The 22,891-nt window shown below is 72.2% G+C and carries 24 protein-coding genes; 15 read left to right on the forward strand and 9 right to left on the reverse strand.

The features are described from left to right. Positions 1-2: 2 nt before the first annotated feature. On the reverse strand, positions 3-245 hold the full coding sequence (locus tag ACIHFD_RS22925; protein WP_397368619.1) for a hypothetical protein: 243 nt from the start codon (positions 243-245) through the stop codon (positions 3-5). Positions 246-262: 17 nt separating this feature from the next. Here ACIHFD_RS22925 and ACIHFD_RS22930 point away from each other — a divergent pair, with 17 nt between their 5' ends. Then, positions 263-451 (forward strand): BBE domain-containing protein, encoded by a 189-nt coding sequence (locus tag ACIHFD_RS22930; protein ID WP_397368620.1) that lies wholly within the window; start codon positions 263-265, stop codon positions 449-451. 23 nt (positions 452-474) lie between these two features. On the opposite strand, the gene ACIHFD_RS22935 is transcribed toward ACIHFD_RS22930, so the two are convergent. Together ACIHFD_RS22935 and ACIHFD_RS22940 are read right to left on the reverse strand one after the other, a co-directional pair. Further along, entirely contained in the window at positions 475-1,701 is a 1,227-nt protein-coding gene (locus ACIHFD_RS22935; protein ID WP_397368621.1) for a S1C family serine protease, read from the reverse strand. A 150-nt stretch (positions 1,702-1,851) separates the two neighbouring features. After that, positions 1,852-2,523 (reverse strand): TetR/AcrR family transcriptional regulator, encoded by a 672-nt coding sequence (locus tag ACIHFD_RS22940; RefSeq protein ID WP_397368622.1) that lies wholly within the window; start codon positions 2,521-2,523, stop codon positions 1,852-1,854. Between the two features lie 96 nt (positions 2,524-2,619). On the opposite strand from ACIHFD_RS22940, the gene ACIHFD_RS22945 reads away from it, so the two are divergent. The 4 genes from ACIHFD_RS22945 (at position 2,620) to ACIHFD_RS22960 (ending at position 6,961) form a co-directional block, all read left to right on the forward strand. Further along, entirely contained in the window at positions 2,620-3,144 is a 525-nt protein-coding gene (locus ACIHFD_RS22945) for a hypothetical protein (RefSeq protein ID WP_397368623.1), read from the forward strand. 167 nt (positions 3,145-3,311) lie between these two features. After that, entirely contained in the window at positions 3,312-3,968 is a 657-nt protein-coding gene (locus ACIHFD_RS22950; protein WP_397368624.1) for an L-2-amino-thiazoline-4-carboxylic acid hydrolase, read from the forward strand. Positions 3,969-4,085: 117 nt separating this feature from the next. Beyond that, complete coding sequence (locus ACIHFD_RS22955) at positions 4,086-5,528, forward strand: MFS transporter (RefSeq protein ID WP_397368625.1); 1,443 nt, start codon at positions 4,086-4,088, stop codon at positions 5,526-5,528. A gap of 11 nt (positions 5,529-5,539) precedes the next feature. Then, on the forward strand, positions 5,540-6,961 hold the full coding sequence (locus ACIHFD_RS22960; RefSeq protein ID WP_397368626.1) for a serine hydrolase domain-containing protein: 1,422 nt from the start codon (positions 5,540-5,542) through the stop codon (positions 6,959-6,961). Positions 6,962-7,172: 211 nt separating this feature from the next. Here the strand turns inward: ACIHFD_RS22960 and ACIHFD_RS22965 are convergent, their stop codons facing one another. Continuing rightward, positions 7,173-7,982, reverse strand: a complete 810-nt coding sequence (locus tag ACIHFD_RS22965; RefSeq protein WP_397368627.1) for an N-acetylmuramoyl-L-alanine amidase — start codon at positions 7,980-7,982, stop codon at positions 7,173-7,175. 97 nt (positions 7,983-8,079) lie between these two features. On the opposite strand from ACIHFD_RS22965, the gene ACIHFD_RS22970 reads away from it, so the two are divergent. Continuing rightward, positions 8,080-8,262, forward strand: a complete 183-nt coding sequence (locus ACIHFD_RS22970; protein ID WP_397368628.1) for a hypothetical protein — start codon at positions 8,080-8,082, stop codon at positions 8,260-8,262. 56 nt (positions 8,263-8,318) lie between these two features. Here ACIHFD_RS22970 and ACIHFD_RS22975 read toward each other — a convergent pair whose 3' ends face one another. The 3 genes from ACIHFD_RS22975 to ACIHFD_RS22985 all read right to left on the reverse strand — a co-directional run bounded on the left by ACIHFD_RS22975 (position 8,319) and on the right by ACIHFD_RS22985 (position 11,468). After that, positions 8,319-9,536 carry a winged helix-turn-helix domain-containing protein gene (locus tag ACIHFD_RS22975; protein WP_397368629.1) on the reverse strand — a complete coding sequence of 406 codons (1,218 nt, stop codon included), beginning with the start codon at positions 9,534-9,536 and terminating at the stop codon, positions 8,319-8,321. Between the two features lie 40 nt (positions 9,537-9,576). Further along, positions 9,577-10,008 carry a hypothetical protein gene (locus ACIHFD_RS22980; protein WP_397368630.1) on the reverse strand — a complete coding sequence of 144 codons (432 nt, stop codon included), beginning with the start codon at positions 10,006-10,008 and terminating at the stop codon, positions 9,577-9,579. 65 nt (positions 10,009-10,073) lie between these two features. After that, a complete protein-coding gene (locus ACIHFD_RS22985; RefSeq protein WP_397368631.1) occupies positions 10,074-11,468 on the reverse strand; it encodes a PLP-dependent aminotransferase family protein in 1,395 nt (464 codons plus the stop codon). A gap of 125 nt (positions 11,469-11,593) precedes the next feature. On the opposite strand from ACIHFD_RS22985, the gene ACIHFD_RS22990 reads away from it, so the two are divergent. Genes ACIHFD_RS22990 through ACIHFD_RS23000 form a run of 3 tightly spaced genes read left to right on the forward strand, consistent with a single transcriptional unit; the run spans position 11,594 to position 14,613 of the window. Next, positions 11,594-12,472: an NAD-dependent epimerase/dehydratase family protein gene (locus ACIHFD_RS22990; protein ID WP_397368632.1), complete on the forward strand. Its 879-nt coding sequence runs from the start codon at positions 11,594-11,596 to the stop codon at positions 12,470-12,472. A 42-nt stretch (positions 12,473-12,514) separates the two neighbouring features. After that, positions 12,515-13,204, forward strand: coding sequence for an alpha-ketoglutarate-dependent dioxygenase AlkB (locus ACIHFD_RS22995; protein ID WP_397368633.1), 690 nt, complete (start codon positions 12,515-12,517; stop codon positions 13,202-13,204). 14 nt (positions 13,205-13,218) lie between these two features. Further along, positions 13,219-14,613: an AlkA N-terminal domain-containing protein gene (locus tag ACIHFD_RS23000; RefSeq protein ID WP_397368634.1), complete on the forward strand. Its 1,395-nt coding sequence runs from the start codon at positions 13,219-13,221 to the stop codon at positions 14,611-14,613. Here the strand turns inward: ACIHFD_RS23000 and ACIHFD_RS23005 are convergent. Beyond that, positions 14,610-15,605, reverse strand: a complete 996-nt coding sequence (locus tag ACIHFD_RS23005) for a helix-turn-helix transcriptional regulator (protein WP_363978179.1) — start codon at positions 15,603-15,605, stop codon at positions 14,610-14,612. The two genes, ACIHFD_RS23000 and ACIHFD_RS23005, sit on opposite strands and share 4 nt — an antisense overlap. 119 nt (positions 15,606-15,724) lie before the next feature. Between ACIHFD_RS23005 and ACIHFD_RS23010 the strand changes: the two genes are divergently transcribed. The 6 genes from ACIHFD_RS23010 to ACIHFD_RS23035 all read left to right on the forward strand — a co-directional run bounded on the left by ACIHFD_RS23010 (position 15,725) and on the right by ACIHFD_RS23035 (position 21,432). Then, the gene (locus tag ACIHFD_RS23010) at positions 15,725-16,837 is read left to right on the forward strand and encodes a WD40/YVTN/BNR-like repeat-containing protein (RefSeq protein ID WP_397368635.1); all 1,113 of its coding nucleotides are present in this window, start codon (positions 15,725-15,727) and stop codon (positions 16,835-16,837) included. 213 nt (positions 16,838-17,050) lie between these two features. Continuing rightward, positions 17,051-18,697, forward strand: a complete 1,647-nt coding sequence (locus tag ACIHFD_RS23015) for a sensor histidine kinase (RefSeq protein ID WP_397368636.1) — start codon at positions 17,051-17,053, stop codon at positions 18,695-18,697. 96 nt (positions 18,698-18,793) lie between these two features. After that, positions 18,794-19,228: a roadblock/LC7 domain-containing protein gene (locus ACIHFD_RS23020; RefSeq protein ID WP_350723423.1), complete on the forward strand. Its 435-nt coding sequence runs from the start codon at positions 18,794-18,796 to the stop codon at positions 19,226-19,228. Beyond that, positions 19,225-19,581: a DUF742 domain-containing protein gene (locus tag ACIHFD_RS23025; RefSeq protein WP_350723421.1), complete on the forward strand. Its 357-nt coding sequence runs from the start codon at positions 19,225-19,227 to the stop codon at positions 19,579-19,581. The genes ACIHFD_RS23020 and ACIHFD_RS23025 overlap by 4 nt, the downstream gene beginning before the upstream one ends. After that, positions 19,562-20,170, forward strand: coding sequence for an ATP/GTP-binding protein (locus tag ACIHFD_RS23030; protein WP_350723419.1), 609 nt, complete (start codon positions 19,562-19,564; stop codon positions 20,168-20,170). Before ACIHFD_RS23025 ends, ACIHFD_RS23030 begins: the two co-directional genes overlap by 20 nt. Continuing rightward, on the forward strand, positions 20,167-21,432 hold the full coding sequence (locus ACIHFD_RS23035) for a cytochrome P450 (protein WP_397368637.1): 1,266 nt from the start codon (positions 20,167-20,169) through the stop codon (positions 21,430-21,432). Before ACIHFD_RS23030 ends, ACIHFD_RS23035 begins: the two co-directional genes overlap by 4 nt. Here ACIHFD_RS23035 and ACIHFD_RS23040 read toward each other — a convergent pair whose 3' ends face one another. Further along, the gene (locus ACIHFD_RS23040; protein WP_397368638.1) at positions 21,433-22,782 is read right to left on the reverse strand and encodes an MFS transporter; all 1,350 of its coding nucleotides are present in this window, start codon (positions 22,780-22,782) and stop codon (positions 21,433-21,435) included. Positions 22,783-22,891 lie beyond the last annotated feature (109 nt).

A 22,891-nucleotide genomic window follows, 5' to 3' on the forward strand; every position in this document is an offset into this window, starting at 1 on the left:
GCTTACTCGGCCGACGCGCTCAGGTCGAGCAGGGCGAGGCGCTCCGGGTCGTTGAGGATCTCCAGGGCGGTGATCCTGCCGTCGGTGATCGTGAAGCCGAGCACCGACCGGGGCCGGCCGTTCTCCCTGCCGACGAGCCCGACCATGCCGTTGACCAGCACCGGCTCGACCGTGTAGGCGCGGCTGAACCGCCGGAAGTTCGTCGCCTCGCCGGCCACGGCCGCCGCGCCGATGATCGTCCGCATCCCGCCTCAAGGACGGGGTGGCCGCCAGGCGGGCCGAGCTGGTCGGGGAGCTGCGTGTCAGCGGGCGCAAGCCGTACACGTTCCTGACCGCGGGGGAGCGGGCGGCGGACGCCTTCGACGAGGGGACCCTGGCCCGGCTGCGCGAACTCAAGCGCGCCCGCGACCCGCAGGGCGTGTTCCGCGCGAACTTCCCGGTCGATGCCTGACCGGGAAGTTCGCGGAAGACGGGTTACTTCTTCTCCTCCATGGTCACGGTCACGGTGTCGGTCTTACCGTCCCGCTGGTACGTGACCGGCACCTGCTGGCCGACCTTGAACCCGCGAACCTGGCCCACCACCGTGTCGCCGCCGGAGACCGCCGTGTCACCGATCTTGGTGATCAGGTCTCCCTGCTTCAGCCCGGCCTTCTCGGCCGGGCTGCCGGCGCTCACCTGGCGGATCAGCGCGCCGGGCACGTCGCCGGTGGCGTCGGTGACGCTCACCCCGAGGAAGGCGTGGGTCACCTTGCCGTTGCTGATGAGCTGCTCGGAGACCTGCTTGGCGGTGTTCACGGGGATCGCGAAGCCGAGATTGACGCCGTCCGCGGCGACCGCGCTGTTGATGCCGACCAGCTCGCCGGCCGCGTTCACCAGGGCGCCGCCGGAGTTGCCCGGGTTGATCGCCGCGTCCGTCTGGATCATGCCGCCGAGCGTGGTCGGCTCCTCCGCCTGGCTCTGCTGCTGCCCGCCCAATCCCGGCGGGAGCTGCTGGTCGCCCCGGCCGCCGCCGGCCGTCACGGTACGGTCGAGCGCGCTGATGATGCCGGACGTCACCGTCCCGTCCAGGCCGAGCGGGCTGCCGATGGCCAGCACGTCGTCCCCCACCTTGAGCTGGTCGCTGTCGCCCAGCGTGACCTTGGCCAGCCCCGACACACCCTCGGCCCGGATGACGGCGAGGTCGGTGGCCGGGTCGGTGCCGACCACGGTGGCCTTGGCCGTCTTGCCGTCACTGAACTTGACCGTCAGCTGCTTGCCCTGGCCGCTCACCACGTGGTTGTTGGTGAGGATCAGCCCGTCCTCCGACAGCACCACGCCGGAGCCCTCGGCGGACTGCCCCTGGATCATCACGACCGACGGCTGCACCTTCTCCGCGACCTGCGCGACCGTGAGCTGGCCGGAGGCCGAACGGAAGACCGGGCTCGCCACGGTCTTGGTGACTGTCGGGATCGGCTGCCCGGCGCCGGCGACGTAGGCGCCGACGGCGCCGCCCCCGAGCGCGGTCGCCGTCAGCGCCGCGAACGCCGCCAGCGCCAGCCCGGCGACCGCCTTGCGCGTGAGCACGAACCCGGCCCGTCGCTGCGGCGGCGGAGGAGGCGGCAGCACCGGCCCGGGCCGGGTGAAGGTCCCGGTGGTGGGCGGCTTGTCACCGAACTGGCTCCAACCGCCGGCGCTGTCCTCGCGAGGGGCGTTCGCGTCCATGTCATCTCCTAGAGTCCCGATGACACCAGCGTGACGAACGGCGGGTAAGTCCTGCTTAAGCCCAAGATCTCGGTGCCCGGCGCACCCTGACGCCCGCCTTATCGCCGCAGGCCGCGACGGTCTCGCCCCGGGCGGAACAGCCGGAAAAATCTAGCCGGCCATCGCCGCGATGCCCGACGTCAGCATGGCGATCACCGACTCGAACAGCTCGTCGGGCGGCTCCGCCGCGGCCTCCCCCGCCAGGCGCCGCAGGTGCGGCAGCTCCGCCGACGCCGGCAGCCCCGTCCAGCTCGCCGGGTCGGCGCCGGCCGGCGGATGGTCGTGCCAGGAGTCCCACACCTCGGCGAACCCGGCGACCTGGAGCACGGTGATCGTCCAGGCCCGGTACGCGTCCTGCGGCGCCAGTCCGATGTCCAGGAAGAAGCCCACGAGCGCGTCGTCGGCACGCAGATGGCCGGGCGCCACCAGGTAGGTGAGGTCCTCCGTGTGGGCCAGGGCCAGCATGCCGCGGTGCGAGCGGTACCAGCCCCGCAGGTCCCTGCAGTAGTCGCCCAGGCTCTCCCGCCAGCGCGCCGGGTCCAGGCGCGGCCGCGGCCGGTCGGCCTGGCAGACGGCCATGACCTCGCGCAGCAGGTCGTCCCGGTCGGCCACGTAGTTGTACAGGGCCCGCGGCGAGACCTCGAGCTCGGCGGCGACGTTGCGCATGGTCAGCTCGGCCGGACCGGACGCGCCGAGGATCCGCAGGGCGGCGCGGGCGATGCGCTCCCTGGTCAGGGTGGGTCTGCCCTTCCGCGATTCGGGACGCCTGCGCCGTTCTTGCACGGGAACATGCTAGCCAGACGCTTGAACTTCACACAGCGTTGACTTTAAGCCGCCAGGCCTCCCAAACTTAGGTGAGGCTGACCAAGGAGGAGCGGCATGGATTGGTCCCTCGTTGTCGGTTACGCGCTCGCCTACGGGCTGGTGATGAGCGTGCTCTTCACTGCCGGGGTGTTCGCCGGGGCGGCGTTGAGCAGGGATTTCCTGCTCAACGACTACCCGGAGGCCGTCCAGGAGCGTTACGGCAGGCCCAAGAGCGAGCGGGGCCGGCGGGTGGCGTTGTGGTTCGGAGTGATCTTCTGGGGCGGGTGCTGCCTGCCGCTCATGGCGGGGGCGATCCTGCACCTGCGGTCGGCGCTGGGCTCGGACCTGGGGTTCGCGGCGGCGGGGGTGGCCGGGGCGGTCATGTTCGCCACGCTGTCGCTGTTCGACCTGGTGGTGCTCGACTGGATCGTGCTCGTGGGGCTGCGGCCCGGGCTCCTGGTGCTGCCGGGCACCGAGGGCATGCCCGAGTATCGCGACCTGGGCTTCCACGCGGTCGAGGCACTCAAGGGCAGCCCGTTGGTCGTGGTCGTGGGGCTGGCCGTCGGAGGCGTGGTCGCCCTGGCCGAGGCGCTCGCCTGAACGATCAATCGCTAGACTGGCCGGGACAACATCAACTCAAGCTTGTCAGCGCCTGGTAGGTCGGTGGAGCGCGCTGGCGTGCTCGCTCGGTCGCGAGCACGGCCAGTCACGCCTCCGGGCGAGATCGCGGCCGTGTACGGACCGAGCACCGTACCGAAAGGACCGCAATGTCCACCGACCAGTTCGGGCTCTCCGACGGCGACTACGTTCCCGACCCCGATGGCGACACCGCCCTCCTCCTCGACGGCTTCTACGACCATCTCGCCCGCGAGCACGGCGATCTCGTCGCCGCCATGCGGGCACGTCACGAGGAGCTCGAAGCGGCGAACCGGCACCTGATCGTCGACGAGCCCGCCCGCCACAACCTGCGCATGACCCTGGCCCTCGTGGCCGCTTACGAGCTGCTGCTGCCCAGGCTGGGCCGGCCGGCGACGATCGACGCCGTGCGCGCGGCGTTCGTCGAGCCGCTCGGCGAGGCCACCCGGCAGGGCACCCTGGCCATGCTGGACACCGCTCCCGACCCCTTCCTGGCCATGGTGGCGGTGTCCAAGTCGCGCGAGGAGCACACGTTCGGCAAGGGGTTCGTCTTCGACCGGCCGGCCGACGACGACCGGCGCTACCACGTCGACGTCCGCCGGTGCTTCTACCACGACGTGCTGACCGCCAACGGGGCTCCCGAGCTGACCCCGGTCATGTGCGCGTTCGACGCCAACTGGATCGAGGCCATCGAGCCTGACAGGCACGGCTTCGCCTTCGAGCGCCGCACCACCATCGGCCTGGGCGGCAGCCACTGCCCGTTCCACTTCACCCGCAACCAGGACTGACCCGGTAGGGGCGGGCCCGCGTCCGGACGCGGTCCCGCCTCGGTTGCGTACGCCACTCCCTTGTGCGTACAGTGTTCGCATGACGAGAACGACGTACTCGCGGTCTGGGAGAGTCTGATGCAAGCACGTGATTCGCGCCGCTGGCTGATCCTGGTGGTGCTGTGTCTCAGCACGCTCGTGCTGGTGATCGACAACATGGTGCTCTCGGTGGCGATCCCGCCGCTGACCGCCGACCTGGGGGCGAGCGCGCAGGACATCCAGTGGATCCTGGACTCGTACATCCTGGTCTTCGCCGGGTTGCTGCTGACGGCGGGCAGCCTGTCCGACCGGTTCGGCAGGCGCAGGGTCATGGTCATCGGGCTGGCCCTGTTCGGGGTGGCCTCGCTGGCGGCCGCCTACGCCGCCGATCCGGTGACGCTGATCGCCGCCCGTACGGTGATGGGCATCGGCGGCGCGCTCATCATGCCGAGCACCCTGTCGATCCTGATCACCGTGTTCGACGAGCAGGAGAGGCGCAAGGCGATGGCCGCCTGGAGCGCGGTCGCCATGGTCGGCCTGGTCGGCGGCCCGGTGCTGGGCGGCGCGCTGATCGCCTGGTTCTGGTGGGGCGCCGTCTTCCTGATCAACGTGCCGATCGCGGCGCTGGCCATCGTCGCCTCGCTGGTGCTCATGCCCGAGTCCAAGGGTCCGCAGACCAAGCCCGACCCGATCGGCGCCGTATTGTCGGTGGCCGGCATGTCGGCGCTGGTCTGGACGATCATCGAGCTGCCGCACGGACTGTCCGTGCCGGCGCTGGCCGTGGCGGTCGTCGCGCTCGCCGGGTTCGTGATCTGGGAGCTGCGTACGCCGCACCCCATGGTCCCGCTCCGCCTGTTCCGCAACCGCACCTTCAGCGGCGGCAGCTTCTCGCTCACCCTGGTCCAGATCGGCAACGGCGGCCTGCTGCTGGTGCTCACCCAGTACCTGCAGTACGTCCTCGGCTACACGCCCACCGAGTCGGGCCTGGCCTTCATCCCGATGGCCGTCGCCTCCCTGGCCTGCAACACCCTCGGCGCGACCCTCGGCGCGCGGATCGGCAACCGTCGGCTGATCGTCACCGGGTTCGCCGTGAGCGCCGGTGGATTCGCGCTGCTGAGCACCCTCGACACGTCGAGCGGCCTGGCCACCGCAGCCGTTTCGCTGCTCCTCATGGGAGCCGGCGGCGGCCTGGCCATGCCCGCCGCTGTCTCCGCCCTCATGGGCACGATCCCGGCCGAGCACGCCGGCGTCGGCTCGGCACTGAACGACACCATCCAGCAGGCCGGCGCCGCCCTCGGCATCGCTGTCCTGGGCAGCGTGCTCGCCAGCGCCTACACCGCGGCCATGCCCGCGACCGCGCCGGCGGCGGCCCGCCTCTCGATCGGGAGCGCGCTCGGCCTCGGCGACGCCGGGATCGCGGCCGCCGCCCGCGACGCCTTCACCACGGCCATGTCGTCCGCCTTCCTCATCAGCGCCGCCGGCGTGGTGGCGGCCGCCGTACTGGCCCTGCTGGTGATGCCCAAGAAGACCGCCTCGATCTAAGGAGAATGATCATGAACCTGAACTGGAACGCCACGGGCGACTGGGGCACGCTGGACTCGACCGGCCGCGCCTTCTACGTCGAGCACTGGCAGCGGCGGCTCGACGAGCTGTGCGCCGCCCACCACGTGCCCGGCGCGACCCTGGCCGTGCTGACCGGCGGGAACATCCACGAGCTGGCCACCGGCGTGCTGAACCGCGCGACCGGCGTGCCGACGACCCCCGACTCGGTGTTCCTGTCCGGCTCGATCGCCAAGGTCCACACCGCGACGCTGATCATGCGGCTCGTCGGCGAGGGCCGGCTGGACCTGGACGCCCGGGTGGTGGACGTGCTGCCGGAGTTCGCCACTCCCGACGAGGAGGCCACCAAGGTGATCACCGTCCGGCAGCTGCTCAGCCACACCGGCGGGGTCACCAACGACTTCAATCACGACTCGGGCCGGGGCGACGACTGCCTGGCCAAGTACGTCGAGGCGGCCCGGGGCGTGGCCCTGGACTGCCGGCCCGGCACGGCCGTCTCCTACGGCAGCCTCGGCTACGTCGTGCTCGGCCGCCTCGTCGAGGTGCTGACCGGCAAGACCTGGGACCAGGCGCTGCGGGACCTGGTGTTCACGCCGCTCGGGCTCGAACGCTCCATGACGCTGCCGGAGGAGGCGCTCCGGTTCCGCGCGGCGATGAGCCACCTGGGGGAGCCGGGCCAGGACCCCGACCCGGCGCCCGCCTGGGACATGATGCCGCGCTCGGCCGGCCCGTACGGGCGGATCATCACCTCGTCCGGCGACCTCGTCCGCTTCGCTCAGATGCACCTGGCCGGCGGCCTGGCCCCCGACGGCACGCGCGTGATGCCCGCGGACGCGGTGGCGGCCATGCAGCGGCGCGAGGTGGACGTCCCGGACAAGTGGACTGTCAGCGCGGACGGCTGGGGCCTGGGCTGGACGCTCTACGACTGGGATGGCGTCTTCGGCTACGGCCACGACGGCGCCGCCATCGGCCAGTACGCCTACCTGCGCGTCGTCCCGCAGGCCGGCGTGGCCGTCGCGCTCATGACCAACGGGGGCGGGGCCCGGCAGGTGTACGCCGCCCTGTTCCGCGAGCTGCTGGCCGAGCTGGCCGGGGTACGCATGCCGGACCCGTTCGGCCCGCCGGCGCAGCCGATCGCGGTGGACATGACACCGTTCGTGGGCACGTACAAGCGCGAGGGCGTCGTCATCACGATCAGCCCGAGCCGGATCCGGTACGAGTTCGTCGATGGCATGAAGGACCTGTCGCCGCCGCTGGAGGCCGATCTGACCCCGGTCTCGGAGACGGTGTTCGCAGCCTCGGGCATCGGGGCTTCGTTCAGCGAGGACTACATGCCCGTCGTCTTCTCGACCCTGCCCGACGGGACCCCGGTGTGCTACGTCGGGATGCGCGCCACGCCAAAGGTGTCCGGCTGACCGACGGCACTGCCTGGCGTCGAGCAGCCCGCCACCGGGGCTCCTTGCCGCTGAGCCACCGGCGTTGGGCCGCCTGCCATCGACCCGCCCGCCATCGACCCGCCCGCCACGGGGTCGCCTGCCGCGGGGTCGCTCGCCGCCGGGCCTTATGGCGTCAGGCCGTTTGCCGTTGGGGCCTGGACCGTTGGGCGGGGGCAGGGGCGTCGTGGGGTCAGACGCGGAGCAGGGACGGCCAGGTCTTCGGGCCGACGACGCCGTCCGCGCCGATGCCCTCCGCCTGCTGGAAGCCGCGGACCAGCTCGACCAGCCCCGGGTCGCAGCGGGTGGACTTGAGCCAGTCCTCCAGCCCCACCTGCGCGTAAGCGGACATGGGAACTCGGCCCCGGGCGAACAGGCAGCCTCTGACGGTCTTGACGTCAAAGCTGTCGTCACCCGGCCGGATCATAGGCAGTTGCTTCACGATCTCCTCCGTCCAGGACGATGGGTCAGGCGCGGGGGCGCCTTGGATGAGGGCGGCGACGGCGGCCCGGAAGTCGTTCATGTCGATGGAGTGCGGGTCAGGCTTGGAGGTGTTGACCTCCCGGTGCGCCTTCACGCGCGAGGCGGGCAGCCCGAACTCGCGGCACAGCTCCGCGCACAGCCGGATGTACGCGTCCTTCTGGACGTCGGGCCAGGGCTGGGTGCCGTCGTTCTCCGCCTCGATGCCGAGGGAGGCGGAGTTGGTGTGCATCGTCGACGTCGAAGGCGCGTTGTGCCAGCAACGCCCGGCGGCGATGACGTAGATGTGGCCGGATCTCCCGAGCCCGAACTGGGACAGCGGCCCGTCGAGGCCGGGGCGGCCGTCGCGGACCACCGCGAGCGACGGGTAGTCGCCGCCGCCGGCGGGGCCCGCGGTGTGGTGGCACACGACGCCCTGCACCTGGGGCTGCGGGCCGTGGCCGCGGGTCTGCCACCCGGCCACTTCGGTCACGGGGAATCCTGTGCGGCGGGCGACGTCGGCCAGCTGGGTCAGGTACGGCATAGGGGACCTCCCTCAAGCTTTTCGATGAGTCTCGCAACCGCCGATTAACGAAAAGTAGTCATGAGATTGCTATATGTGATCACAGCAGGGTAAAGGCGTGATCGCCGCGCTGAGCGGGGTTTCGGGGCGACACGGCACCGTCGCGCGGGCGATGGGCTGGGAGACGTCGTCGCTGGTCAGACGTCCTGTGCGGATCCATCGCCGGGTGCTGCGGGCGGTGACGGGGTGGATGACTACGGCTTTCCTGGTGATGCGAGAGCGGATGCTGACGGATCTTTAGCATGCCCTACTTGCCCGCGATCGAGGGAATCGAACGGGGATGCGCGATGCCGCAGCTCAGCCCGAGGCGGCCCGCCAGGGCGCCGGTACGGTGGCCGCGTAGGCGACCTCGCGAGCCCCCGTGAACGCGGCAAGCTCGGTCGCCGCCGCCCCGACGGCCCGGACGGAGACCTCGTCGCCCGGGAGGCCGGGCTCCGGGAACAGGCCCTCGATCTCCAGCACCTGCTTGCGCCGGTCGAAGCGGGGCACCAGTCGCCCGATGAGCCGCTCGCCGTGCAGGATCGGCATGATGTAGTAGCCGTAGAGCCGCTTGTGCTTGGGCACGTACATCTCCGTACGGAACTCGAAGCCCCACAGCCGCTCGGTGCGCGCCCGATCGCAGATGAGGTTGTCGAACGGCGACAGCAGCGTGGTGCGCGGCTGCCACTCGCGCTCCAGCAGCCCGAGGACGTCACGGTGCACGTGCCAGCGCTCGGTGCCGCCCTCGACCTCGGCGGGCACCACGCGGCCGGAGCGCTGGAGCTCGTCCAGGACCTCGGGGAGCTCGGGGTAGCGGTCGCGGATGAAGTGGCGTTCGATGTCGGCCACGCGGGCCACGCCGAGGGCGCGCAGCGCGTGCTCGGCCGCCAGTGACACCGCCTCCCGCCGGGGCAGCGGCGTGGCGTCGGCCCAGGCGGGCAGCCAGCGCTCGGCCAGGTCCCAGTGGCGGGTGCGGCCCGCCCGGCCGGCCACCATGATGTTGCCCTGGAACCACAGGAAGTCGAGCATCCGCTCGACGCTGCGGCCGTTGGTCCACCCGCTCGACTGCCAGGGCACGCTCGTGAGGTCGTCGAACGCCCCCGGCGGCAGCGGACCGGCCGTGCGTAAGCGGTCGAGGACGTGCCGCCGCAGCTCGTCGTTGGCCTCCATCCAGCCGCGCACCCGCTGCGCGTGCGGGGACTCGCCCGTCGCGTAGCCGCGCATCATGACGTGGTGGATCGGATAGTCCTCCGCCAGCACGATCGACGCGGCGTGCGCCCAGTATTCGAAGAGCCAGCGCTCCTGCCACAGCAGCGTGTCGAGGTCGGCGCGGTCGTAGCCGCCGAGCCTGCTCCAGAGCACCAGGAAGTGGCTGCGGGCCACCGCGTCGATCGGGTCGAGCTGCAGGCACCGCAGCGTGCGCAGCACCTGCCGCAGCCCGTCGAGACCGCCGCCGGGACGCGGGCCGGCCAGGTGCTGGCACGTCACCGCCAGGCGTCGCGCGCTCTCCAGGCTGAGGGCCAGCGGGTTCGGCATGCCGGCAGTTTACTCGAAAACACGTTCGTACGAGACGGGTTCAGAGCATCTTCGACAGCGTCTCGGCGCCCACGGCGACCAGCGTCACGGCCACCGAGACCACGGCCACGACGAGGAACGGAACGGCCCTGGAATCGGCGCTGTTCGACGTCGTATATTCCTGCACGAATCTGGAGCAGACCGTGACGCAGCCGATGGCGCCCGTCACGACCACACCGGCGACGCTCGTCCCCCCGACCATGTCGGCGACCAGGAAGAAGTAGATCAGCTCGAAGGCGGCCAGCGTGATCGCCGTGACCGGTCCCCACTCCCGCCACACCGAGCGGCGCTGCGCGGCGTCCGCCCTGGCCTGGCGCGCCATCCGCCGGCGCTGCCGCTGGGTCAGGCGCCGGCGCTTCTCCGGAGGCACCGACACGAACCTGCCCGCCTGCCGGCGGGCGCGCCTTCTCAGCCGCCGCTCACTCGTGACCATGTCCGCCTTTCCCCCGGGAACCCCGTTCTGATGAGAAAACGAGTCAGGCGAACGCGGGGTTCCGGTCAGAGCCGGCGCAGGCCGCGGATCAGCGCGTCGAGCGCGGCGGGGTAGGAGTGGGCCGGCGGCGTGGCGTACCCGACGACCAGCGACGGCGGGTGCCGGTCGCGGTCGCCGCGCATGTACTCGCCCAGCGGGTGCACGTCGACCGAGGCCGCCCGCGCCGCCTCCACGACGGCCCGCTCCGACGGCGCGGAGGGCAGTTCGAGCAGGGCGTGCAGGCCGGCGTCGATGCCGCGTACCCGGACGTCCGGCAGGCCGGATCGCACGGCGGCGACCAGCGTGTCCCGGCGCCGCTGGTAGCCGCGGCGCATCGTGCGCAGGTGGCGGTCGTAGTCGCCCAGCTCGATCATGCGCGCGAGGGCCAGCTGCTCCAGGGGCCGGGTCTCGCGCGCCCGCCGCTTGGCCTCCGTGAGCGGCTCCAGCAGCAGCGGCGGGCAGGCGATCCAGCCCAGCCGGACGGCGGGGCCGATGGTCTTGCTGGTCGAGCCCGCGTACACGATCCTGGACGGGCGGCGGGACTGGAGCGCGGCGATCGGATGCCGGTCATAGCGAAACTCGCCGTCGTAGTCGTCCTCGACGATCCAGCCGAGGTTGTCGTCCGCCCATTCCAGCAGCTCGGAGCGGCGCTCCGGCGCCATGCTCACGCCCAGCGGGAACTGGTGCGCCGGCGTGCAGACGGCCACCTCGGCGCCCGAGTCGCGCAGCGCGTCCACGCGCAGGCCCGCCGCGTCCACGGGGACGGCGGCGACGCGCAGCCGGCCGGCCAGGAGGCGGACGTGGTCGCCGATGGCCGGGTCCTCCATGCCCGCCGTACGCACGCCCAGCTCGGTGAAGACCTCCGCCAGCAGGCCGAGCGCCTGCGTGTACCCGGAGCAGACGATCAGGTTGGCGGGATCGACCCGGACGCCGCGGGTCCGGCCGAGATACGACGCCAGCGCCGTGCGCAGCTCGATGCGCCCCCGCGGGTCGCCGAACCCGAACACCTCGGTCGGCGCCTCCCGGAGGACGTGCCGCATCGCACGGGCCCACGCCTCGCGGGGGAACGCGTACGCGTCCGGCCGCCCGGGCCGCAGGTCGAAGCGCCCCGACGCGGCCTCTGCCGAGCCCGCCGACCTCCCGGAACGAACCGGGGCCTCCGCGGTGCCCGCCGCCACGCGAGTGCCCGAGCCCTGCCGCGCCGTCAGCCAGCCCTCGGCCACCAGCTGCTCGTACGCCTGCGTCACCGTCCCCCGCGACAGCCCCAGCTGGGAGGCGAGATCGCGGCTCGACGGCAGGCGCGTGCCGGCCACGAGCCGCCCGCCGCGGATCGCGGACCGCAGCGCCTCCTCCAGCGCCCTGCCACGAGAACCCCAGCCGGGCAGCTCCAGCAGGAGCTCGGGCCCGAGCGCGTCGGTCATGTAAATGGTCCAATTTTCCGGCCGATGACTGGACCATAATACTGGGACAGTTGTCTCCTAGCCTGGCCGTGCGAGCGTCGATCCGCCCGACCGCCCACGCCGCCCAACGCAAGGAAACCTCTCGCATGCACGTCTTCGTCGCCGGTGCCGCCGGCGCCATCGGCCGTTACCTCGTCCCCCTGCTGGTCGAGGCCGGTCACCGCGTCACGGGCAGCTCCCGTGCCGACTCCGGCCTCGACCGGCTGCGCGCTCAAGGCGCCGACGCCATACGGCTGGACGTCTTCGACGCCGAGGCGGTCGCCCGCGCGGTGGCCGAGGCCGCGCCCGACGCGATCGTCCACCAGTTGACCGCGCTGAACGGCGGCACCCCCGCCGACAACGGCCGCATCCGCAGGATCGGCACCCGCAACCTGGTCGACGCCGCCAAGCGGGCCGGCGTGCGCCGCATCGTCGCCCAGTCCATCGCCTGGGCGTACGAGGCGGGCGACGCCCCGGCCACGGAGGACACGCCGCTGGACGTGACCGCGCCCGCGCCGCGCTCGGGCGTCGTCGGCGGCGTCCGGGCGCTCGAAGAGGCCGTCGCGGAGCTGGACGAGCACGTCGTGCTGCGCTACGGCCTCTTCTACGGACCCGGCACGTGGTACCGGCCCGGCGGCCTCGTGGCGGACGTGCTGCGCAACGGCGGCCCCACCGGCGACCCGGCCTCGGTCTTCCTCAGCGGCCTGGCCGCCGACGCCGCGGTCAGCTCGTTCGTGCACGTCGAGGACGCGGCCGAGGCGACCGTCGCCGCGCTGCGCTGGCCGAGCGGGACCGTCAACATCGTGGACGACGAGCCCGCCCCCGCCCGCGAGTGGCTGCCCGCGCTGGCCGCCGCCGTCGGGGCTCCCGCCCCCGCTCCCACCGACGGGCGGGCCGGCTGGCAGCGCGGCGCCGACAACGGCCTCGCCCGCTCGCTCGGGTGGCGGCCGCGGCATGCCACCTGGCGCACCGGGTTCGGGAGCTAGGCCGGGTCCGGCCAGACGCGAACGGACTGGCGTTGTCCGGATGTGGCCGGACTTGCCCACGGGCTCGCGCGCACCATGTTGCGGGTACGCGACATCGGGAGGTCCACCTTGCAACCGCCGCTCTTCCTGGAGACGGACCCGGCCGTGGAGGAGCCGGGGTTCGATCCCACGTTCGCCGGCGCGCGCCGCATCCGGCTCGACGCCACCTCATGGGTCGAGCACGTCCCCGGCTGGCTGCGCGGCAGCCGGCACCTGCTCGACTCGCTGCTGGAGAAGGCCGGCTGGGAGCAGCGCGACCGGTGGATGTTCGACAAGAAGTACGTCGAGCCGCGGCTCACCGCCGAGTACACCGACCTGGCCGAGGTGCCCGAGCCCTTGCTCCTCGCGATCACCGCCGCGCTGTCGGAGCATTATGGCGTCCCGTACGACGGGCTCTGGGTGAACCTCTACCGTGACCACCGCGACAGCACCGGGTGGCACGGCGACTGGCAGACGTGCCGGCGCGACGAGTGCGTGGTCCCGGTGCTCAGCCTCGGGGCGACGCGCCGGTTCCTGCTCAAGCCGAGGACCGGCGGGCGCAGCGTCGCGCTGACGCCGGCCGGTGGGGATCTGGTGGTGATGGGCGGGCGGTGCCAGCGCGACTGGCGGCACTGCGTGCCCAAGCAGACGGCTCCGGCCGGGGTCCGGATCAGCGTCAACTTCTCCAGCCGCCTCCAGGCCACGCGCGCATGACGTACATCTAGGGCATGACCACGTACTCCGCCGTCGTCACCACCGGCATCTACTGCCGGCCTGGTTGCGGAGCCAAGCCGTTGCTCCGCAACACGCGCACGTACGAGCACCCGGCCGCCGCCGAGGCCGCGGGGTTCCGGGCGTGCCTGCGCTGCCGGCCGTACCGGGTGGCGGCCTCGATCGAGGCCGGCACGCCCGAGCTGGTGTGCCGTGCGTGGCAGCTGATCATCGACGGCGTGCTGGACGACGGCACCGAGGCGGCGCTGGCGGCGCGCATCGGCATGTCGCCGCGGCACCTGCGCCGGCTGTTCCTCAGGCACCTGGGCGCGACGCCCGACCAGCTCGCGCGTTCGCGGCGGGCGCACTTCGCCCGGCGGCTCCTGGACGACTCCGAGCTGACGGTGCTCGACGTGGCCTTCGCCTCGGGGTTCGGGAGCCTGCGGCAGTTCAACCGGACCATGCGGGAGGTGTTCCGCGCCGCGCCGTCCGACCTGCGCGAGCGGCGGCGGCGCGCCGACCGGCTGGTGGCCGACGGCGGGCTGGTGCTGCGGCTGCCGTTCGTGCCCGGCTACGACTGGGTCGCCGTGCGGGACTTCCTCGCCGTACGGGCCGTGCCGGGGGTCGAGGAGGTGGACGGCGACACCTATCGGCGCACGATCACCGTGGACGGCGCGCCCGGGGTGTTGGAGGTGTCGCCGGGCGGCGAGGGACACCTGCTGCTGCGGGCCCACCTGCCGTACTGGGAGGGGCTGATCCACGTGGTGGGGCAGGTCACGCGGCTGCTCGGCGTGGAGGCCGACCACGGGGCGGGGGTGGCGGCGCTGTCGGCCGATCCGGTGCTCGGACCGCTGATACGGGCCCGGCCGAGGCTCGCCGTGCCGGGGGCCTGGAGCGCCCTGGAGGTTGGGGTACGGGCCGTGCTCGGGCGCGGCAGGACAGCGGGGGAGACGGCGGACCGGCTCGGGGCGTTCGTGGCCACGCTGGGGACGAGGGTGCCCGGGCTGCCGGGCGGCCTCACGCACACTTTCCCGGAGGCGACCGCGATCGCGACGGAGGCGTCCGTGACCGCCGCGGAGGCGTCCATGATCGGGGCGGAGGCGTCCGTGGTCGGGGCGCTCGCGGCCGACGTGGCCGGTGAGCACGAGGCGCTCGGTCACGGCACGGGACCGGACACGATGGCGGCCCTGCCGTACGCGGATCGCGACCTACGCCACGACCTGGCCTTCCGGCTCGGGCACCCCGACGCGTTCCCCCTGGCCGACCCCTCTCTCCGCGCCGCACTCGACGATCTCGGCCTCGACCCCGCCGCCTGCCTGGAACGGTGGAGCCCCTGGAGCTCGCTGGCGGCGGCCCACCTGATGGCCCACGGCGACGCCCTCCAGCGCTCCACCTGCCGGGATGCCCGCTAGTCCGCGCCCCACCAGCCGCGGCGGGCGGCGAGCAGCCCGGCCTGGAAGCGGGTGCGCGCGCCGAGCCGGTCCATCAGCTCGCTGACCCGCCGATGCACGGTCCGCAGGCTCACGCCGAGCTGGCGCGCGACCGCCTCGTCCTTGAGCCCGGCCGCGAGCAGCGTGAACAGCTCCGGGTCGGGCAGCTCGGCCGGGCCGGAGGGGAGCGTCGCGAGCGGCTTGGCGGGCAGCGGCAGCGCCGACCGCCACAGGACCTCGAACAGCGTGACCAGCGCGTCGAGCAGCGTCGAGGAGTGCACGATGACCGCGCTGTCGGCGTGCGAGGTCGCGGCCGTGCTCAGCGGCAGGATGGCGGTCCTCCGGTCGGCGATGGCCAGCTTCATGGGGACCTCGGGGCTGATCCTGGCCTGCTCGCCGGCGGCCACGGCCTCCTGGGCGAGGCGCAGCTTGCCGGGGATCTCCAGGGCCGCGGCGTCGTAGATGCCGCGCACCAGGAGGCCGTGCGCGAGGCGGTCCATCTCGGCGACGTTCTGCTGGCCGGGGTCCTGCGCGTACGGCGGCCGGTCCAGCACCAGGAGCTCCTCGGTCGCGGTCTGCTGCAGCTGGGTGAACCGCTGCACCACCGCCGCCTGACCCTGCACGACCTCGACCAGCTCCTCGGGGGCCTGGTTCTCCGTACGCGGCGTCTCGGCGAGCAGCGCGAGGGCGGCCAGCCGCGCCTGGGCCAGCCCCTCCTCCCGGCGCGAGATCAGGGCGGCCACCGCGACGTCGGGCCGGGTCGGCAGGAACCGGACCGGACGGCCCGCCATGCGGCTGACCAGGCCCAGCGCCTCCAGCCGGGAGCAGGCGCGGCGCAGGGCCACCGTGGTGCGGCCGGTGTGCGCGGCCAGCTCGGGCAGCGTTGCGCGGGGCCGGCGCAGCAGGTCGCGGTAGATCCGCTCGTCCTCGGCGTCCACCCCGACGGCGGCGAGCGCGTTCTCGTCCGTATCCATGATCGGCAAGTGTGTCAGATACCTGCCATGTCACAAATCCGCTCTTCGTCGGCCTAGCCCGTGCGCTCCCGTCCCCGATAGGACGGATCCGTAAGTCCGGCCTGTTCGGGGAGGCAGTGTTGAAGAAGGCATTCACCATCGGAGTCACGACCGCGCTTGTGGTCCTGTCGGCCGCCGGGCCCGCCGCCGCGGACGACGAGCCCTTCGGCCGCTGGCGTCAGCCGGCCTGCGGGACCGTCAACGGCGACGGCTCGGTGACGTACACGCGCAACGACGGCAGGACGATCGCGCCGACCAGCCAGGTGCTGCGGCCGGTCGTCTACACCACCGGGCTCGTCGCCCTCGACCGTCCTGACGAACTGCTCGCCATGTCGAACAACGCGCTGCTGACCTCGCAGGACGCGGGCTGTACCTGGGCGACGGTCGGCAAGGTGAACGGCAGGAACACCGAGCTGGTCGCGGCCCGCGGCGGCCGGGCCTACGCCTGGGACCGCGACGGCAACCTCACCCTCGCCACGTCCGGCGCCGTCACCCAGCTCACCTCACCCGCCGGCGAGGTGGCCGGGCTCGGCGTCGACCGCTACCGCGGCGACCGCCTGCGGGTCTCCGACGGCCGCGGGCAGCTCCACGAGTCGCGGGACGGCGGGCGCACCTGGCGGACCGTCGGGGTGCCCGCCTGGGCGCAGGGCGATCTCGTGCTGGTCTACACGGCGGTGTTCGACCCGTACGACCTGAACCACGTGGTGGTGGGCGGCTCCGATACCGGCGCCCGCGTCACCTTCGACGGCGGCCGGACCTGGACCGCCTCCACCGGCCTGAGCAAGACCGGCGGCAAGGTCAACGTGTTCAGCGCCGCGATCTCCCCGGCCGCCCCCAACGTCGTGTACGCGATGGGCCTCGACATCGGGGAGGCCGACGGGGGCGCGCCGTCCGGCGGGCGGCACATCTACCGCTCGTTCGACGGGGGCCGGCGCTTCGCCCCGGTCGTGGACCACGGCGACGGGGTCACCCTCGCCAACGGCCCGCTGCTCGCGCCCCACCCGACGGACCCGGGGGTGCTGTACTTCGACTTCGGCACGGGATGGGCGGCGACCGGCACCGACATCTACAAGTACGACGCCCGCCGGAACCGGGTCACCGTCAACCACAACGCCTACGACCGGGTCACCTCCATCGCGTTCAACCCGTCGAACCCCGGAGTGATGTACCTGGGGGTCGCCGAGGAGGTCTAGCGACCCGCCCCACCCCGCCGACGCCACCCCTGTCCTCTCAAAGACCCAGGCCACGTGCGGGACACCACGCTGTCTTGTCCCGGTTGCTGCTGAAGCGAATGGTTAAGGAGCGCTTGTCTGTTCTTGAGATACCCGTGGTGCTACGGTGTGTGCCGTTCCCGATCGCATGCGTGAAAAGGGCACACCACCCCCCGCTCTGAGGACTCCCAGAACATGCAAGCAGACGTACCTCAACGGACGACACAGCGAAGGCTCTCCCCGAAGGAGCTGGCGGTCACCGCCTCTCTGGGCACGTTGATCGTCACCGCCGGTCTGTGGCTGTGGGCGATCCTGGCCGCCCCGGCCGGCGCCATGGGGCTGATGGCGACCGTCGGCGGAGGCTCGGCCCTGCTGCTGGCCGGCGCCGCCGGCGCGGCCGTGCACTACGCCGCCACCGCCCGCCAGCTGCGCGAGCAGGCCAGGTGGGCGGAGGCGCGCTATATGTGGCTGCGCCGCGAGAACGCGCGGGTGGCCGAGGAGGCGCTGCCCGCGCTCGGGCGCCAGGTACGCGAGGGCGTGCCGCTCGCCGACGCGCTCACCAGCGTGTCGCGGATCGTGGAGACCTCGGTGCAGCCGCTCGTCCAGGCGATCGGCAGCGAGCTGGACCTGCTCCAGCGCGACCGCGCCGCCGCCCAGAAGGCACGCGCGGTGGCGGAGACCAACGCCCGCGCGGCCCGCCAGGCGATGGAGGACGAGATCTCGCGGCTGTCCGCCGAGACGATGCCGGAGCTCGTACGGCGGATCCGGACGGACCGGATGTCGGTCCGCGCGGCACTGGCCGAAGTGGGCCAGCCCGCGTACGGCCCGCTGCGTGACCTGCTCGGCGAGACGGCGGAGCAGCTCGGCGAGAGCGAGCGCGGGGGCGCCGCGGTCATGGCCGCCTGCGCCGGCGCCGCGGCCCGGGTACAGGCCCAGGCGACCAGCCTGCTCGCCCAGCTGCGCGGCCTGGAGGAGCAGTACGGCGAGCACGAGGAGATCCTCAGCGACCTGCTCGACCTCGACCACCGGGTCTCCCAGCTCAGCCGCCTGGCCGACAACATCGCCCTGCTGAGCGGCGGCCGGTCCGGGCGGCGGTGGACGCGGCCGATCGTCATGGAGAGCATCCTGCGCGGCGCCATGGGCCGCATCGGCGCCTACCGCCGCATCCGGCTCCACTCCACCAGCACCGTCGCCGTGGCCGGGTACGCCGCGGAAGGCGTGATGCACACGCTGGCCGAGCTGATGGACAACGCCGCCACGTTCTCGGCGCACGGCACGGAGGTGCACGTGTACGCGGACGAGGAGGACGCCGGTGTGGTGATCACGATCGACGACAGCGGCCTCGGCATGCGGCCGCGCGAGCGGCACCACGCGACCAAGCTCGTGTCCGAGCCGCTCGACCTGCGCACGCTCTCCGGCACCAGGCTGGGCCTCGCGGTGGTGGGGCGCCTGGTCGACAAGTACGGCCTCACGGTGAGCTTCCGGCCGTCGGCCCGCGGCGGCACCGGGGTCGTGGTGCTGATCCCGCGCGTACTGATCACGCAGCCCAGTACGGCTGCCGCGCAGCCGCCGGCCGTGCCCGCGCAGGCCGCGCCGCCCACGGAGTCCGTGCCCGCGGAGGAGCATCCGACCGGCGAGGAGCTGCTGCCCAGGCGGCAGCGCGGGCAGACGCTGGCCGAGGCGATGAAGGCGCGGCAGGCGCCGGCGGCCCGGCCGGTGGCGCGCGAGGGGCGCGACTCGGCGGCCAGGTTCGCCGCGTTCCGCCAGGCGGGCGGCCGCAACCGGACAACGTCTCCGCCGGCCGAATCCCCGGCCACTGCTCCAGCCGCGGACGATGCGTGAGCACGCGCCGTCGGTCACCGGAACTTATCGGATCACAGTAAGGAGGCAGGGGCGGCCCCTCCGGCGCCCGCGCCGGACGCCCGCCCCGTCGTTTCGATGAGCACTATCGACGCTGCAGGCACCACCGATCGCGAGCTCGACTGGCTGCTTGAGAACCTCAAGGAGAAGACCCCCGGGGTCAGGTACGTCCTCGTCCTGACCAGGGACGGACTCAAGATGTGCGTCACCGCCGGCCTGGAGCGGGACCGCGCCGACCAGCTCGCGGCCCTGGCCGCGGGCATCCAGAGCCTGTCGCTGAGCGCCTCCGCCGAGTTCGGCGACGGCATCGGCGCGGGGCAGGCGATGGTGGAGTTCGCCGGCGGGCTGCTGCTCATCGTGCCGGCCGGCGAGGGCGCCCACCTCGCCGTGGTGGCCGACGAGGACGGCGACGTGGGCCTGATCGCGCACAACATGAACGAGATGGTCGAGCAGATCGGCGTCTTCCTCTCCGCGGCGCCGCGGAGAGCGCAGCCAGGCGTCGATCGCCCATGACGCCGCGCCCGATCGACCGGGAGAACCCGGACCGGCTCTACACGGTCACCGGCGGCCGCACCCGCGCCGACGAGAACGCGTTCGACTCGGTCTCCCTGATCGTCAGCGAGTGCGAGCCGGCCCCCGGCATGCAGTCGGAGCACGTCAGGATCCTCCAGCTGACCCGGCAGCCGACGGCGGTGGTGGAGATCTCCGCCGAGCTGCGGCTGCCGGTGAGCGTGGTGAAGATCCTGCTGCGCGACCTGCTGGACACCGGCCGCATCACCGTCCGTCACCCGTCGGCCGCCCTCCAGTTCGGGCGGCCGGATCCCGAAACTCTGAGGCAGGTGCTCAGTGCCCTCCAAGACCTCTGACGACGTACGTACACCGCTCCGCGAAACCGCCCTGGACGCACTGAAGATCGTGGTTGTCGGCGGCTTCGGCGTGGGCAAGACGACCATGGTCGGCTCGGTGAGCGAGATCCGCCCGCTGAGCACCGAGGAGGTCATGACCCAGGCCAGCGTGGGCATCGACGACGCCAGCCGGGTGCGGGAGAAGACCACCACCACGGTGGCCTTCGACTTCGGCCGGATCACGGTGACGCCGGACAAGGTCCTGTACCTGTTCGGAGCGCCGGGGCAGGAGCGCTTCTGGTTCGTGTGGGATCAGCTCTTCGCGGGCAGCCTGGGCGCGGTCGTCCTGGTGGACACCAGGCGCGTGGAGGACTCGTGGTACTCCATCGACCGGCTTGAGCACCACCGGATGCCGTTCGTCGTGGCCGTCAACCGCTTCGCCGACGGGCCCTCGCTGGACGCCGTGCGCGACGCGCTCGCGCTGTCGCCCGACGTGCCGCTCATCGAGTGCGACGCGCGGAAGCGGTCCTCGTCCAAGCACGTGCTCATCACGCTCGTGGAGCACATCACCCGTATGAACGCCCGTTCGGCCCCGGAGAGCACGTCGTGACCAACCCACTGCTGGAGGGCTACACCGGCCACGCCGACGCCGTGCGGATGTACGGGCCCGAGGTCTTCGCCGACCCGTCCGCGGTGTACGAGGAGATGCGCCGCAAGCACGGCCCGATCGTGCCGATCCTGCTCGACGACGACGTACCGGCCTGGCTCGTGGCCGGCTACCGCGAGCTGCACCACGTGACCAGCCAGCCGCAGCTCTTCGGCCGCGACCCCAGGCGCTGGAACCTGAAGGACCGGATCCCCGAGGACTGGCCGTCGCGGGCGTACCTGGAGTGGACGCCGTCCCTGATGTTCACCGAGGGCGCCGAGCGCAAGCGGCGCGGCGGCGCCATCGGCGACGCGCTGGACACCATCGACCGCACCGAGCTGACCGCGATCTGCGAGCAGGTCGCCGACCTCCTGATCGACGAGTTCGCCGGGTACGGCCGGGCCGACCTGATCGCCCAGTACGCCTACCGGACCCCGGCCCAGGTCATCGCCCGGCTCTACGGCCTGGCGGAGTCCGAGCTGCCGGAGCTGATCGAGGACCTGGGCTTCATGCTGGACGGCGGCGAGGAGTCCTTCGCCGGGTTCCTCCGCGTCCAGGACCGCATGGGCGGGCTGATGGCCGCCAAGCGCGACCGGCCGGGGCACGACCTCACTTCTTACCTGCTGGCGCATCCGGCCGGGCTGTCCGAGCTGGAGATCATCCAGGACCTGCTGGTGCTGATAGCGGCCTCCCACGCCGCCACCGCCAACTGGATCGGCAACACGCTGCGGCTCATGCTGATCGACGACGACTTCTCGATGACGCTCCAGGGCGGTCGCAGCAGCGTCGGCGAGGCGCTGATCAGGGTGCTGTGGATGGACCCGCCCGTGCAGAACATGCCCTCGCGCTTCGCCGTACGGGACTGCGACCTGGGCGGGAAGCGCGTGCGCAGGGGCGACCTGCTGCTGCTCGGGTTCGCGGCGGCCAACGCCGATCCGCAGGTGCGGCCGGCCGCGCACGCCCATTCGGGCGCCAACCGGGCGCACATGTCGTTCAGCCACGGCGAGTACGGCTGCCCGTTCCCCGCGCCGGAGCTCGGGGAGATCATCGTCAAGACGGCCATCGAGGTGCTGCTGGACCGGCTGCCCGACGTGCACCTCCTCGGGGAGCCGGAGGAGCTGCGCTGGCGGGCGTCGGTGTGGATGCGCGGCCTGGAGGCCCTGCCCGTCGGGTTCAGCCCGACCGGCCCCGTCGGTCAGGGGCCGGTCGAGGACTGGAGGATGTGATCAGCGGACGGTCTTGCCCGTGGCGCTGAGGTCGCGGCGGAAGGACTCCGGCGCCTTCCACACCGCGAACATGGTGATCAGGGCGCCGAGCATGACGTACCCGGCGACCAGCGGCCAGCGGGCGCCGTCCGCGCCGGCCAGGGCGGTGGCGACGAACGGGGTCAGGCCGCCCGCGAAGATGGAGGCGATCTCGCGGCCGGCCGCGGCGCCGGTGTAGCGGCGCTCGGCGGGGAACAGCTCGGCGAAGAACGCGGGCTGGATGGCGTTGATGGCGTTGTGCCCGAGGTTCAGCACCAGCACGTAACCGAGCACGATCAGCACCATCGACCCGCTGTGCAGCATCGCGAAGAACGGGAAGGCCATCACGAACACCACGACCGCGCCGAAGAAGTAGACCGGCCGCCGCCCGATCCTGTCGGAGATCGCGGAGAACACGCCGTGGCTGACGAAGGAGAGCACGGCGGCGATGAGGATCGCGTTGTTCAGCTGGCTCTTCTCCAGGCCGAGCGCGCTGCTGCCGTAGGACAGCGCGAACACCGTGAGCAGGAAGTACGGCAGCGCCTCAGCGAAGCGGAGGCCGATGATCAGCAGCAGGTTGCGCCAGTCGTCCACGAAGATCGTACGGATCGGGCCGTGCTTGGGACGCTCGGCCTCCACCGCGCCCGCCTCACCCTCCTTGTCACCGGCCACGGCCTCGGTGAAGACGGGGGTCTCGTGCAGGCTGCGCCGCATCCAGAACGTCACGATGAGGACGACGGCCGACAGCAGGAACGGGATCCGCCATCCCCAGCTCAGCAACTGGTCGTTGGGGAGCGTGTAGATGTAGGCGAAGACCCCGGTGATGAGGATCTGCGCGGAGAAGCCGCCGGTGTTGGGCCAGGCGCTGAAGAAGCCGCGGCGGTTCGGCGGCGCTGACTCCAATACGATGATCATGGAGCCGCCCCACTCACCGCCGACCGCGAACCCCTGCATCAGCCGCAGCACCACCAGCAGGATCGGGGCCCACATTCCGATCGTCCCGTAGCTCGGCAGCAGGCCGATGAGGATGGTGCTGAGGCCCATCACGACGAGCGTGACCATCAGGGTGGACTTGCGGCCGTGCCGGTCGCCCCGGCTGCCGAAGAAGAGGCCGCCCAAGGGTCTGGCGAGGAAGCCGACGGCGAACGTGCCGAAGGCGGACAGCGTGGCCACGAAGCCGCTGGCGTCGGGGAAGAAGACTTTGGGGAAGACGACGGCGGCCGCCGTCCCGTAGACGAGGAAGTCGTAGTACTCCAGCGTGTTGCCGAGGAAGCTGGATGCCGTGACCTTCCAGGTGTAGCGAAGATCGGGCTTCGGAAGGGTCGCGACCATGGCGCCTCCCTTTCTGCTGGCGGCTTCGATGTTTCCGCAGTGGTTCAGTTGTCGCACACTATTACTTGGAAGACGGTTAACCGTCAACGGTCATCCGTTAACGTTGACC

Source organism: Nonomuraea sp. NPDC051941, from assembly GCF_044593615.1.

Excerpts from the sequence above, each read along its gene's own strand:
- ACIHFD_RS22925 (WP_397368619.1), bottom strand. The coding sequence starts at position 245 with ATGCGGACGATCATCGGCGCGGCGGCCGTGGCCGGCGAGGCGACGAAC.
- ACIHFD_RS22935 (WP_397368621.1), bottom strand. The coding sequence starts at position 1,701 with ATGGACGCGAACGCCCCTCGCGAGGACAGCGCCGGCGGTTGGAGCCAG.
- ACIHFD_RS22945 (WP_397368623.1), top strand. The coding sequence starts at position 2,620 with ATGGATTGGTCCCTCGTTGTCGGTTACGCGCTCGCCTACGGGCTGGTG.
- ACIHFD_RS22950 (WP_397368624.1), top strand. The coding sequence starts at position 3,312 with ATGTCCACCGACCAGTTCGGGCTCTCCGACGGCGACTACGTTCCCGAC.
- ACIHFD_RS22955 (WP_397368625.1), top strand. The coding sequence starts at position 4,086 with ATGCAAGCACGTGATTCGCGCCGCTGGCTGATCCTGGTGGTGCTGTGT.
- ACIHFD_RS22960 (WP_397368626.1), top strand. The coding sequence starts at position 5,540 with ATGAACCTGAACTGGAACGCCACGGGCGACTGGGGCACGCTGGACTCG.
- ACIHFD_RS22965 (WP_397368627.1), bottom strand. The coding sequence starts at position 7,982 with ATGCCGTACCTGACCCAGCTGGCCGACGTCGCCCGCCGCACAGGATTC.
- ACIHFD_RS22975 (WP_397368629.1), bottom strand. The coding sequence starts at position 9,536 with ATGCCGAACCCGCTGGCCCTCAGCCTGGAGAGCGCGCGACGCCTGGCG.
- ACIHFD_RS22980 (WP_397368630.1), bottom strand. The coding sequence starts at position 10,008 with ATGGTCACGAGTGAGCGGCGGCTGAGAAGGCGCGCCCGCCGGCAGGCG.
- ACIHFD_RS22985 (WP_397368631.1), bottom strand. The coding sequence starts at position 11,468 with ATGACCGACGCGCTCGGGCCCGAGCTCCTGCTGGAGCTGCCCGGCTGG.
- ACIHFD_RS22990 (WP_397368632.1), top strand. The coding sequence starts at position 11,594 with ATGCACGTCTTCGTCGCCGGTGCCGCCGGCGCCATCGGCCGTTACCTC.
- ACIHFD_RS23000 (WP_397368634.1), top strand. The coding sequence starts at position 13,219 with ATGACCACGTACTCCGCCGTCGTCACCACCGGCATCTACTGCCGGCCT.
- ACIHFD_RS23005 (WP_363978179.1), bottom strand. The coding sequence starts at position 15,605 with ATGGATACGGACGAGAACGCGCTCGCCGCCGTCGGGGTGGACGCCGAG.
- ACIHFD_RS23015 (WP_397368636.1), top strand. The coding sequence starts at position 17,051 with ATGCAAGCAGACGTACCTCAACGGACGACACAGCGAAGGCTCTCCCCG.
- ACIHFD_RS23020 (WP_350723423.1), top strand. The coding sequence starts at position 18,794 with ATGAGCACTATCGACGCTGCAGGCACCACCGATCGCGAGCTCGACTGG.
- ACIHFD_RS23025 (WP_350723421.1), top strand. The coding sequence starts at position 19,225 with ATGACGCCGCGCCCGATCGACCGGGAGAACCCGGACCGGCTCTACACG.
- ACIHFD_RS23040 (WP_397368638.1), bottom strand. The coding sequence starts at position 22,782 with ATGGTCGCGACCCTTCCGAAGCCCGATCTTCGCTACACCTGGAAGGTC.